Below are 12,379 nucleotides of genomic sequence, written 5' to 3'. Positions count from 1 at the left end.
TCTACTCCCTTATTAAATTTCAGCGACAAGTTTATTAACAATGTCACTATGGGCTGATTCATCAATCGAACGCTCAAGGATCTTCTCTGCACCAGTGATGGCAAGAGTAGCAAGCTGCTTACGCAGTTCTTCTTTCACGCGATTACGTTCTGCTTCTATTTCTGCTTTACCCTGAGCGATAATTTTTGCACGCTCAGCGTCTGCTTCAGCTTTAGCTTCGTCAACAATTTGAGCTTTGCGCTTGTTAGCTTGCTCAATAATTTCGTTAGCCGTTGCTTTGGCGTCTTTTAGTTGGTCAGTCGCTTTCGCTTGTGCCAACTCTAGGTCTTTAGCCGCACGGTCTGCATCAGCAATCCCGTCAGCAATCCTTTTTTGGCGTTCTTCGATGGCATTCATCAAAGGTGGCCAAACATACTTCATGCAGAACCACACGAAGAGAATAAAGGCGACCGTCTGACCGATTAGGGTAGCGTTGATATTCACAACAGCCTCCTATTTAGAGTTAAGACAGAAGCGTTTTTTACAGCATTGCACCCAATGGGTTAGTGAATAGCATGTAAAGCGCAATACCAACACCGATCATTGTTACGGCGTCAAGAAGACCCGCTACGATGAACATTTTAACTTGTAGCATAGGTGCCATTTCTGGTTGACGCGCAGCGCCTTCCAGGAACTTGCCACCTAAAAGGCCGAAACCGATAGCAGTACCTAGTGCACCTAGACCGATCAGTAGAGCAACGGCGATTGCAGTAAAGCCCAGAATTGTTTCCATCTGTATCTCCAGTATCTAAATCTTTATGTTTGTTGATGATTTAGTTTAAAAAATTTCTTCAGCAATCCTTAATGATCTTCATGCGCCATGCTTAAATAAACAATGGTCAACATCATGAAGATAAATGCTTGTAGCGTGATAACCAAAATATGGAAAATTAACCAACCTACGTGTAATGTTACACCTAGACCAGCAATTGCCCAATTGGCACCATACATAAGCGCAATAAGGATGAAGATCAACTCACCTGCGTATAAGTTACCAAATAGTCGCAATGCCAATGAAATTGGTTTTGCAATTAAAGTAACCGACTCTAATAGTAAGTTGACGGGTATCATTGCCCAATGGTTAAACGGCTGTAACGTGAGTTCTTTAACAAAACCACTTACGCCTTTGACTTTAATACTGTAATAAATAATCAGTATGAACACACCTAAAGCTAAGCTTAGAGTGATGTTTAAGTCTGTTGTTGGAACCACTTTTAAGTAAGGCACGCCAGCTAATTGAGCTGTATATGGGATCCAGTCAACTGGAACCATATCCATGAAGTTCATCATGAATATCCATACGAAAATAGTTAATGCCAACGGCGCAATAACCGGGTTTTTACCATGGAAGGTTTCTTTCACGCTGTTATCAACGAATTCTACGATCATCTCGACAAAACACTGAAGTTTGCCAGGAACACCGGTAGTCGCTTTTTTAGCAACGCTGCGGAAAATCCACAGGAACAAAACGCCAAGGCCAACCGAAAAGAGCAACGAATCAATGTGCCATGTCCAGAAACCTTCACCAGCCGTAAGGTTGGTAAGGTGGTGCTGGATATAGCCCTGCGGTGTTAACGCTTCACCAGTTGCAGCCATGATTCATCCCACTTAACTTTGCTTGAAGTATAAAGGTGCAGTCCAATGCGCTATTAAAGCCAATGTGTAGGTTACGAAAAGCGGCATAAATACCACCTTTAAATAAATAAACACCAGCGAAAATAAAACAATGGTTAATAGCATCTTTACCGCTTCCCCCCAGTAAAAAGATGTTAACACCTTTCCAGCTGAACTTGCTCCCGAATGAGAGAAAGCGAGGGTTGCGAACACAAAATTAGGGAGTACAGCGATTGTCATTCCGGCTAGAGCTGAAATGGCATACTGCGCTCCCCACACGGCGAAAAAGATAATTGAAGCACCCCCAGCGACCGCCGCCTGTAGTAACACTAATTTATAGGCTGCCAACCGGCCACGACGCGCTAAATTCTTACTCAATTTTTCTTCTCCGCATTAATGTTTTTTCATTTCAATGAACGGGCTTAAAAAAAACCAATCCAACTGAACAGTAAAAAAACTAGCGAAAGTATACCGTTTCAAGCATTCAATGCAACTTTGAGTTAAAGAAAAATGGATGTTTGCTCGCATTTATCAGTGAAATAATCTAAAAAATGCCATTAACATCACAAACTAATTTAATTAACACTAATTTAAAAAGTTAAAATTAGTTAATTTTACTAAGAATTCCATCTAATTCAGTAATATTTTGGTAATTAATAATAATCTTTCCTTTACCTTTTATACTATGATTTATCGAAACTTTAGCACCAAGTCTTTCAATTAGTTGAGACTCTAACCGCGCGATATCATTATCTTTGGCGGGGATTTCGGGGGTTTGAGAAGGATTTTGCGATTTTTGCACTAAACGTTCAGTTTCGCGAACTGTTAATTCTTTTGCCGCAACGATTCGAGCGATATTAGTTTGTTCATCACCAGTAACCGCTAATAATGCACGAGCATGCCCCATATCAATGTCACCATGCTCTAATAGGCGCTTTACCGGTTCATTTAAGCTATTTAAACGTAATAAATTCGAGACAGTTGCACGAGATTTACCCACCGCAGTAGCAACTTGTTGATGAGTTAGACTAAATTCTTCTATCAAACGTTGCAGCGCGATAGCTTCTTCCATCGCATTAAGATCTTCACGCTGAATATTTTCAATCAGTGCAATAGCCACTGCAGCTTCATCAGCCACTTGCTTGATAATACAAGGAACCTTATCTAAGCCAGCTAAGATGGCAGCACGCCAACGACGTTCACCAGCAATAATTTCATATTGATTTTCAGCAATGCTACGCACCACAATAGGTTGAATAATCCCTTGTGATTTTATTGAAGCAGATAGCTCTTCAAGTGCTTCACTCGACATATCTTTACGCGGCTGGTATTTACCAGACTGCAGTAAATCAATCTCTAAGTGAGTTAACATCTCACCATTAACAGCAGATGGTTGAACATTTTGTGGCTGTTCAATTTTATTATTAGCGGCTTGACTGGTACTTAATAGCGCATCTAATCCCTTGCCCAATCCGCGTTTTTTTAAATTCATGGTACTTCCTTATGCCTCTACTGCTAGGTGTTGTTCTGCGCGGCGAATAATTTCACCGGCTAATGCAAGGTAAGCTTTAGCCCCAGCACTCGATTTATCGTAATACATCGCCGGTGCGCCAAAGCTTGGCGCTTCAGCTAAACGAACGTTACGAGGAATAACGGTTCGATAAACTTTTTCACCAAAATGTTGTTTTAACTGATCTGATACATCATTCGATAAACGATTACGCGGATCGTACATTGTCCGCAAGATCCCTTCGATCACTAAATTAGGATTAACCATCGCACCTAGTTTGCTAATGGTATCCATTAATGCAGTTAACCCTTCTAACGCATAATATTCGCACTGCATAGGTACCAATACAGAATCTGCGGCAGACATCGCATTAACAGTCAACATATTCAGCGATGGTGGACAATCAATAAAGATAAAATCGTAATCATCTTTGATAGGAGCTAATGCATTACGTAGACGAATTTCACGAGCAAAAAATTGGATCAGTTTAACTTCAGCAGCGGTGACATCTCCATTGGCAGCAATTAAATCATATTTGCCGGAAGTATTACGCACGACCACTTCATTAAAAGGTTTCTCTTCAACCAATAATTCATAAGCAGTATTTTCGACCTCGTACTTATCAACGCCACTTCCCATTGTCGCATTGCCTTGAGGATCAAGATCGATCACTAATACTCGGCGTTTTGTTGCCGCCAAAGACGCGGCCAAATTCACACAAGTGGTTGTTTTCCCTACGCCACCTTTTTGGTTCGCTACGGCAATAACTCTAGCCACAAAATTCACCTTTTTTGTAAAATTAGCCCACAATATTGTGCATTAAATTGCGTTATAGACGCTACTATTGCAATTTAAAATAATTTAAATCGTTATTTTTGCTTAGTAATTTTTAATAAATGACGCTGTTCATCTAAACGTGGCACTGTTAACTCAATAACTTCATCAACAGTAAAGCCTGCAGGAATTAGTGCCATCTCATCATCTGCCAATTGGCCTTTTAGTGCATAAAATTGGCCATCTTCAGCTGGTAAGTGATGACACCAATTGAGCATATCACTAATTGATGCGAATGCACGGCTTAATACGCCATCAAAACCTTGTTCAGGTTGATATGCTTCAACACGGCTTTCAACAGATGTGTAATTTTTAATACCTAGTTCAAATTGAACTTGTTTTTGGAAGCGAATACGTTTGCCGAGACTATCAAGTAATACAAACTGCTTATCAGGATTCATAATGGCTAATGGAATACCAGGCAAACCAGGGCCCGTACCAACATCAATGAATGTCTCACCTTGTAGATATTGGCTTACCACTAAACTATCTAGCACATGACGGATCAGCATCTGCTCAGGATCACGAACAGACGTTAGGTTATAAGCTTTATTCCATTTATTAAGCAAATGAACAAAATCCACCAATTGTTGCTTTTGCAAATCAGTAGCGGATAAACCAATTTCAGCTAAATAAGTTTCTAGTTGAGCTAACAACACAAGCAGTACTCTTAATAAAATTCAACGATGATCATTATACTCAAGTCAATCTAAGATGCGAGTGTGATGAGATCGCTAAAATAAGTTAATTAAATAAACAAAAGGAAGCTCTAAAGCCTCCTTTTTAATGTTGATTTTACTAGATTAATTTAAAGTTATGCGCTTTTCTTTAATAAACCGCGACGCTTTAAATGTACTAATAAAATTGAAATTGCAGCGGGTGTTACACCAGAGATACGCGATGCTTGACCTACAGTTTCAGGTTTATGTGTATTCAGCTTAGCAATCACCTCATTAGATAAACCAGGTACTTCTTGGTAATCCAATGTTAGTGGTAATAACGTGCTTTCATGGCGAATTGCTTTATCAATCTCACCTTGTTGACGTTCAATATAACCTGAATATTTTACTTGAATTTGAACTTGTTCTGCAGCACGAGGATCTTCAATTGCAGGACCAAATCCTTCAATATTCATCAACTTATCATAATCAAGCTCAGGACGACGTAGTAAATCTTCAAATGATGCTTCACGTGAAATAGGCGTATTTAAATGCGGATTTAATACTTCAACCAAAGGTGACTTTGGATGGATCCATTGACTACGTAAACGCTGTAATTCTAGCTCAATTGATTCCATTTTTTGGCTAAATTTAGCCCAACGGTTATCATCAATTAAGCCTAGTTCGCGGCCTTTTTCAGTTAAACGAAGATCGGCATTATCTTCACGTAACAATAAGCGGTATTCAGCACGGCTAGTAAACATACGGTACGGTTCTTTAGTACCTAATGTTGAAAGATCGTCAACCAGAACACCTAGGTAAGCTTGATCACGACGAGGGCACCAAGATTCTTTTCCTTGAACTAATAGCGAAGCATTTAAACCCGCTAATAATCCTTGTGCACCAGCTTCTTCGTAACCCGTAGTACCGTTGATTTGACCAGCGAAGAATAAGCCTTGAATATTTTTAGTTTCTAATGAGTTTTTAAGATCTCTTGGATCAAAATAATCATATTCGATCGCATAACCTGGGCGCATGATTTCAGCATTTTCCATGCCTTTAATCGAGCGAACTAAGTTTAACTGAACATCAAATGGCAAACTTGTAGAAATACCATTTGGATAAATTTCACGAGTATTTAAACCTTCTGGCTCAATAAAGATCTGATGTGATGATTTATCTGCAAAGCGATGGATCTTATCTTCGATTGACGGGCAATAACGTGGACCAATTCCTTCAATAACACCTGAATACATTGGACTACGATCTAAACCACCACGAATAATTTCATGTGTTTGCTCGTTGGTATGAGTGATATAACAAGAAACCTGCTCAGGATGCTGACTTACATCACCAATGAATGACATTACAGGTAATGGCGTATCGCCTTTTTGTTCTGTCATTTGGTTGAAATCAATCGTGTTTGCATCGATACGAGGTGGTGTACCCGTCTTTAAACGACCCACTCGAATTGGTAGTTCACGTAAACGTTGTGCTAATGCGATTGCAGGGGGATCACCAGCACGTCCACCACTGTAGTTCTCTAGACCGATATGGATTTTACCGGCTAAGAAAGTGCCAGCAGTCAATACGACAGCAGGTGCTTCAAAAGCTAAACCCATCTGTGTAACAACACCAATAACTTTATTATTTTCAACAACTAAGTCTTCAACAGCTTGTTGGAATAAACGTAAGTTTGGTTGGTTTTGTAAAATATTTTGAATCGTTTGACGATATAAAGCGCGGTCTGCTTGAGCGCGTGTTGCACGTACAGCTGGGCCTTTACTTGAATTTAGGGTACGGAATTGAATACCGGCAAAATCTGTGGCTGTTGCCATTGCGCCACCCAGAGCATCGATCTCTTTAACTAAATGCCCTTTACCAATGCCACCAATAGCCGGGTTACAAGACATCTGTCCTAAAGTATCAATATTATGAGTTAACAGTAGGGTTTTAGAACCCATTCTGGCAGCTGCCAATGCGGCTTCAGTTCCGGCATGACCACCACCGACAACAATTACATCAAACCGTTCATGAAAAAGCATGAGTTAACCTTGGTTGGTAAAAAGGGATTAGATTAGAGCCGATCATTTTAGCACTTGATAAGCAGAAGGTGAATGATCAATTTTAGCTTAAGATCAGAAAGGGATCTGCTTAATAGATCTTAAGATCTTTTAAATAGATCTTTTATTATGTTTATTATTAGGATCGTGTTTTTCGGTGGATAACGCTAAAAACTGTTTGTTTATATGTAGTTACATCAGATCTAAACTGTGATCTAATGCTGATCAAACTCCATTAAAGCTGTGGGTAGATCGGCTAGTTATCCACAAGGGTGATATTTGAGCTATGAGGTCTGTTAATAATACAGTAGTTGATCAGATCTAAATAATATCTTATCCACATATTTATACCTTTTGGTACTAAAGTGTGGATAAGATAGATCTTAGATGTGAGTAAATCGGATTTTATTAAAGATAAAAGCGAATTAAAGTTGATCCTGCCAAGTTGTAAACCATTGAACAGCAGCATCTTCAGGCACATGCTGATATTGAATATCAATTTGGATCTTATTCACAAGCGGGGTAGCTCCACATTGTGCAAAAGCTTGGATCAAGTGTTCAGGGCCTTGGCAAAAAGTATCGTAACTTGAATCACCAACCGCACATAAAATGTACTTTAGATCCTGTAGATCGGGTTTTTGTTGGTTAATTTCGGTTAAAAGAGGCTGTAAATTATCAGGAAGATCGCCTGCGCCATGGTAGATGACACCACTAACCAGATAGATTTAGGATCTAAATCTGCTAATTGCGGGGCTAAATGGATATGATTTTGGTGACCTAATTCGGTCATTTTTGCGGCTAATTCATCTGCTACATATTCGGTTCCACCTAATGTGGTGCCAACAATGATGTCTATTTTTGCCATTTTTGTACCTTTATATAAGAGTAAATACGCTAACTTTATTCGCGTTAATTGCCACTATATTGAGGTTTATTGATATGAATTAACAGCCTTCTGTAATGCTTTTTATGCTTTGACCTGTGCCGGTATGACGATATTCAACATAACATTTGTCTTCGAATAACGCTGTTTGACTGATACCAATAGCGGATAAATTATTACTCTCATAAGTTACAATATCATTTGCGTAGTACTTATAACGTTCTTCTTGTTTTTGTAATGGGCCAAAATCATAAAATCGAGTTAAAAATCCCATTTGTGGGGTGGCTTCACTGTAGTTTTCGGGATAACCGTTCCAAAATTGATGGGGTCCATAATCGGTTTGAACAACAGCATTCCCAGTTAGCTTATTCTGGATTTCAGCCAGCATATGTAATTGTTCAATCGTGCTGTGAAGATCGGCTTCAATTTGTTTGATTACAGCCAATTTAGCATCTTGTTCTACATCGATTAATTTACTGGCCGCGGTGATGGCTAGTACGCCTAAAATAATGATTACCACGACTAATTCAATGAGGGTGAAACCTTTTTCTTTTTTGATTTTATTCATCTTTATGCATCCATGCTGAGATATTTATTATTAATATTAATGAGTTTATCTGATATTTAAAATAGTATGTTCTACTCACTTATTGCTGCTACTTTATATTTATGGCCGATCCTCATTTTGCTATTTTTCAAATCCAGTCACAATTTGAGCAGTCTTTAGAAGATCATCATCTAATCATTGAATCTGACACAGGCTCAGGTAAGTCGACTCATTTACCTATATGGGCGGCGCAATTAGGTAAACGAATTTTAGTGATTGAACCAAGACGATTGGCTTGTATTGCGTTAGCTCAGTATTTAAAGGAGCAGCATCAAGAGATTAAAATAGGCCATGCTATCCGTTTTTATTCCGATATTGAGCCACAAACACAAATTGCATTTGTGACTCCAGGTGTTGCATTGCGCTGGTTTACTGAAAATCAATTAATAGATTTCGATGTGATTATGATTGATGAATTCCATGAGCGCCGCTGGGATACCGATCTATTATTGGGCATTTTAAAACAACATAATCAACATCGTTTGATCGTGACTTCTGCGACGATTAATAGTGATCTTATTCAGACTTATTTAGGTCTTAATAGTCGTAGATTAAAAGCGATCGGTAAACAATTCTCAGTAGCTGTACATTATCTAGCAAACAGTAATCATCAACTTGCAGACAATTTTAAAGTCGATCAAAAAGTAAAACTGGCCGTACTGCAAGTGATTGAATATATAAAATTACAACAGATACATCAGGGCGCAATATTAGTTTTTTTAGCGGGTAAATCAGAACTTAATAGCTGCCAAGCAATATTATCTGCTCTAGGGATCGAACTGTTACAGTTACATGGTGGCTCGAGTGTTGATGTGCAGCAAGCGGTATTAACTCCAGTTGACTATATACGTATTATTTTAGCGACCAATGTTGCCGAAACTTCGGTGACGATTGCTGATGTTATTGCTGTCATTGATAGTGGATTAGAAAGACGAACTGCGCAGCGAAATGGCCGTACAGCACTGTCTTTAAGCCGAATATCACGCGCGAGTGCTGCGCAGCGCCTAGGGCGTGCAGGACGCACGCAAACAGGGATCTGTATTCGCTTATGGGGTGAATATGCGGTAATGGAAACTTGTACTCCACCAGAAATGCAACGAGAAGAATTAACTGAAGCGATGCTTGCTGCAGCAAGTGCTGGTTATGATTTAACGCGATTAGATTTTATGGAGCCTTTACCTGAAAAATCATTAACTATTGCTAAAAATCAATTAATTAAAATGGCTGCTATTGATGAAAATCATCGAATAACCGCTCATGGTAAGCAGTTATTCCCATTACCGATAGATAGTCAATTTGCTCATTTAATCAGTGCAATGAAAACACCTCTGCAACAACAATTAATGGTTGATTTAGCTGCGGCATTAACCATTGGCACGCATTGGTTTACTGTACCGCATGAGCCAGAACAATTGGCTGAATTATCACAATGGTTACCTATTCGTTGTGATGCACTAACGATGATTAAGTTAGTTCGTGCTCAAATGTCTGATTTAATAGTATGTGATACCATTTTATTGGATGAAATAAGGCAAATATCTGAGCAAATTAGACAAGCTCTGGCGTTACCTGTATTAGCTGAGAGTGAGTTCATTGATGCTGAATTTATTAAACAATATCGATTAGATTGGTTGCAACAAGTCATAGCCACTTTACCTGAGTTGGTTTTTATAAGGCGTTTAAAGCGTACTCAAACTTTTACTAATGGCATGATTGAGGTGCAGCAAGGACGTCAAAGTTATTTATTGGCCAATGCACAAGCTGCCGTAGTATTCGATACCTTTGCACTTGCTGCTAAAGGGACTAAACAAGCAATAACACTTGCTACTTGTATGGCTGATATTCCGTTATCTCTATTAATTGATTGTCATATTGGGGAGTTACAACCGCCACAATTAGTGATGGATGATAATGGTTTGCCACAAATGATGATCGAGCGTCATTATGCTGGGCGAGTGATCGCTTGTGAAATTACTGCAGCTCAAGGTGCTGATACTATTATCGCGATTGCAACCAGTATTATTCAAAATCAGTTATTTAAAGGTTGTGCAAATAAAATAACTGACACCATTAAAAGCTACCAATTATGGTTGGCATTGCCTAATAATGCTAAGGGGATCGATCCTCTTTTTTTACATGATATTGAACGGGTTGCTTGTCCTGTTAATACCCAAGATTATTTGGTTACTAAGCTTGAGCAATTAGGTATTGAGAATTATCAAGATCTTGAATTGATTGATGAACAAGATTTATTGTTTCAACCATTAGCGGATTGGTTATGGCTGCCTTTTATGGAACTTTACCCTAATCAATTAATTTTACCTGATTTACATTTACAGGTTGGTTATCAATTGAGCAATAAAAAAGTGATGTTAAGTTATCATTCAGGTGCTCGAAAAAATGATCCTAAGCGTTGGGAATTACCAAGCTGGCAAGGATGGCGGATTCAGTATCAAAAAGCCAGTAGAGTTATAGATATTAAGTAATCTTATTGTTTTATAAACAAAAAAGCCTGATATATAAGTTAATATATCAGGCTTTTAGTTTATCTAATGATTACTTCATGTGTTTAGCATGGAAGTTTAAGTGATCTTCAATAAAGCTAGAAATATAGAAATAACTATGATCATAGCCATCTTGCATTCTTAACTCTAAAGGATAATTACTTGCTTCAGCGGCTTTTACTAATGCTTCAGGCTTTAGTTGTTCAACTAAGAAATTATCATTGGTACCTTGGTCAACTAATGCTGGAATTTTAGCTTTAGTATTTCGCATTAATTCACTAGCATCATACTGTTTCCAGTGATTAACATCTTTACCAAGATAGTTCGATAGTGCTTTTTGTCCCCAAGGGCAATCGATAGGATTAGCTATTGGGCTGAAAGCTGAAATACTGCGGTAACGTTGTGGGTTATTAAGTGCGACTACAAATGCACCGTGCCCACCCATAGAGTGACCGCTGATACTGCGAACATCCGTTACAGGGAAGTTTGCTTCAATCAATGCTGGCAGCTCATTAACCACATAATCATACATATGGTAATGGCGATTCCATGGTGCTTGAGTGGCATTAACATAGAATCCTGCACCTAAACCAAAGTCATAAGCGCCTTCAGCATCATCAGGTACATCTTCACCACGAGGGCTGGTATCTGGCGCGACAATAGCCATGCCTAATTCGGCTGCAAGGCGCATAGCACCTGCTTTTTGCATAAAGTTTTCATCAGTACAAGTGAGTCCTGATAACCAGTAAAGAACGGGTACTGGCTCATTAGCTGCTTGTGGTGGTAGAAAAATAGCAAAACGCATATCGCAATTTAAGCTACTAGAACGATGGGTATATTGCTTGTGCCAACCACCGAATACTTTATTCGCACTAATATTATTTAAGTCCATTTTGGTTTCCTAAATATATTCATTTAAATAAAAGGCCCAATAAATGGGCCTTTTATTCGCGTTGAAAGTAATTATTACTTCATATCGTAATGAATTACGGTACGGATACTCTTACCTTCGTGCATTAAATCAAATGCTTCGTTAATGTTTTCTAGGCTCATTGTATGAGTAATAAAGTCATCTAACTTAAACTCACCAGCCATATAACGATCAACGATACCTGGTAATTCACTGCGACCACGAACGCCACCGAATGCGCTACCACGCCATACACGACCAGTTACTAATTGGAATGGACGAGTTGAAATTTCTTGTCCTGCACCAGCTACACCAATAATGACTGATTCGCCCCAACCTTTATGGCAGCACTCAAGTGCGCTACGCATTACGTTAACGTTACCGATACACTCGAATGAGAAGTCAACACCGCCGTCAGTCATTTCAACAATCACTTCTTGAATTGGCTTGTCGAACTTAGTTGGGTTGATGCAATCTGTTGCACCTAATTTAGTTGCTAGTTCGTATTTGCTTTCATTGATATCGATACCGATAATGCGGCTTGCACCAGCCATTTGTGCACCAATAATCGCTGATAGACCAATACCACCTAGACCAAAGACAGCAACTGTGTCGCCTTTTTTAACTTTAGCTGTGTTAAGTACTGCGCCCATACCTGTGGTAACACCACAACCTAATAGACAAACTTCTTCTAAAGGTGCTTCTTTGCTAACTTTAGCTAAAGAAATTTCTGGTAGTACAGTGTACTCAGAGAAA

12 protein-coding genes and 1 pseudogene are annotated in these 12,379 nt (G+C 39.0%); 1 reads left to right on the top strand and 12 read right to left on the bottom strand.

Annotated features, from left to right (window positions below; translation table 11 throughout):
• Window positions 1–12: 12 nt before the first annotated feature.
• The 10 genes and pseudogenes from atpF to JCM15074_RS25320 all read right to left on the bottom strand — a co-directional run bounded on the left by atpF (window position 13) and on the right by JCM15074_RS25320 (window position 8,170).
• Window positions 13–483, bottom strand: coding sequence for a F0F1 ATP synthase subunit B (gene atpF / locus JCM15074_RS17135; protein WP_025822770.1), 471 nt, complete (start codon window positions 481–483; stop codon window positions 13–15).
• Window positions 484–520: 37 nt separating this feature from the next.
• A complete protein-coding gene (atpE, locus tag JCM15074_RS17130; protein ID WP_025011729.1) occupies window positions 521–772 on the bottom strand; it encodes a F0F1 ATP synthase subunit C in 252 nt (83 codons plus the stop codon).
• 68 nt (window positions 773–840) lie between these two features.
• Window positions 841–1,635 (bottom strand): F0F1 ATP synthase subunit A, encoded by a 795-nt coding sequence (atpB, locus tag JCM15074_RS17125; RefSeq protein ID WP_025822764.1) that lies wholly within the window; start codon window positions 1,633–1,635, stop codon window positions 841–843.
• A 12-nt stretch (window positions 1,636–1,647) separates the two neighbouring features.
• Window positions 1,648–2,031 carry an ATP synthase subunit I gene (locus JCM15074_RS17120; RefSeq protein WP_025822763.1) on the bottom strand — a complete coding sequence of 128 codons (384 nt, stop codon included), beginning with the start codon at window positions 2,029–2,031 and terminating at the stop codon, window positions 1,648–1,650.
• Window positions 2,032–2,257: 226 nt separating this feature from the next.
• A complete protein-coding gene (locus tag JCM15074_RS17115; protein WP_025822761.1) occupies window positions 2,258–3,145 on the bottom strand; it encodes a ParB/RepB/Spo0J family partition protein in 888 nt (295 codons plus the stop codon).
• A 9-nt stretch (window positions 3,146–3,154) separates the two neighbouring features.
• Entirely contained in the window at window positions 3,155–3,940 is a 786-nt protein-coding gene (locus JCM15074_RS17110) for a ParA family protein (RefSeq protein ID WP_025822758.1), read from the bottom strand.
• 92 nt (window positions 3,941–4,032) lie between these two features.
• Window positions 4,033–4,656, bottom strand: a complete 624-nt coding sequence (gene rsmG / locus JCM15074_RS17105; protein ID WP_025822756.1) for a 16S rRNA (guanine(527)-N(7))-methyltransferase RsmG — start codon at window positions 4,654–4,656, stop codon at window positions 4,033–4,035.
• A 155-nt stretch (window positions 4,657–4,811) separates the two neighbouring features.
• On the bottom strand, window positions 4,812–6,701 hold the full coding sequence (mnmG, locus tag JCM15074_RS17100) for a tRNA uridine-5-carboxymethylaminomethyl(34) synthesis enzyme MnmG (RefSeq protein WP_025822754.1): 1,890 nt from the start codon (window positions 6,699–6,701) through the stop codon (window positions 4,812–4,814).
• A 443-nt stretch (window positions 6,702–7,144) separates the two neighbouring features.
• Window positions 7,145–7,584, bottom strand: a pseudogene (gene mioC, locus JCM15074_RS22810) (FMN-binding protein MioC).
• 79 nt (window positions 7,585–7,663) lie between these two features.
• Window positions 7,664–8,170, bottom strand: coding sequence for a type II secretion system protein (locus JCM15074_RS25320; RefSeq protein WP_051536949.1), 507 nt, complete (start codon window positions 8,168–8,170; stop codon window positions 7,664–7,666).
• 101 nt (window positions 8,171–8,271) lie between these two features.
• Here JCM15074_RS25320 and JCM15074_RS17085 point away from each other — a divergent pair, with 101 nt between their 5' ends.
• Window positions 8,272–10,695 carry a helicase-related protein gene (locus tag JCM15074_RS17085; protein ID WP_025822750.1) on the top strand — a complete coding sequence of 808 codons (2,424 nt, stop codon included), beginning with the start codon at window positions 8,272–8,274 and terminating at the stop codon, window positions 10,693–10,695.
• Window positions 10,696–10,765: 70 nt separating this feature from the next.
• On the opposite strand, the gene fghA is transcribed toward JCM15074_RS17085, so the two are convergent.
• Window positions 10,766–11,605: an S-formylglutathione hydrolase gene (fghA, locus tag JCM15074_RS17080; RefSeq protein ID WP_025822748.1), complete on the bottom strand. Its 840-nt coding sequence runs from the start codon at window positions 11,603–11,605 to the stop codon at window positions 10,766–10,768.
• Between the two features lie 74 nt (window positions 11,606–11,679).
• Window positions 11,680–12,379, bottom strand: a 700-nt coding sequence (locus JCM15074_RS17075; RefSeq protein ID WP_025822746.1) for a zinc-binding dehydrogenase, incomplete at its 5' end; no start/stop codon positions are given.

The sequence above is a fragment of the Shewanella marina JCM 15074 genome (genome assembly GCF_000614975.1).
Lineage (GTDB): Bacteria > Pseudomonadota > Gammaproteobacteria > Enterobacterales > Shewanellaceae > Shewanella > Shewanella marina.
Note: the sequence above shows the minus strand (reverse complement) of the source record. Positions and strands in the feature narration are given on the sequence as shown.

Bases quoted from the DNA above. Each gene is read 5' to 3' on its own strand.
- JCM15074_RS25320 (WP_051536949.1), bottom strand. From the start codon at position 8,170: ATGAATAAAATCAAAAAAGAAAAAGGTTTCACCCTCATTGAATTAGTC.
- atpB (WP_025822764.1), bottom strand. From the start codon at position 1,635: ATGGCTGCAACTGGTGAAGCGTTAACACCGCAGGGCTATATCCAGCAC.
- JCM15074_RS17115 (WP_025822761.1), bottom strand. From the start codon at position 3,145: ATGAATTTAAAAAAACGCGGATTGGGCAAGGGATTAGATGCGCTATTA.
- fghA (WP_025822748.1), bottom strand. From the start codon at position 11,605: ATGGACTTAAATAATATTAGTGCGAATAAAGTATTCGGTGGTTGGCAC.
- mnmG (WP_025822754.1), bottom strand. From the start codon at position 6,701: ATGCTTTTTCATGAACGGTTTGATGTAATTGTTGTCGGTGGTGGTCAT.
- JCM15074_RS17085 (WP_025822750.1), top strand. From the start codon at position 8,272: ATGGCCGATCCTCATTTTGCTATTTTTCAAATCCAGTCACAATTTGAG.
- atpE (WP_025011729.1), bottom strand. From the start codon at position 772: ATGGAAACAATTCTGGGCTTTACTGCAATCGCCGTTGCTCTACTGATC.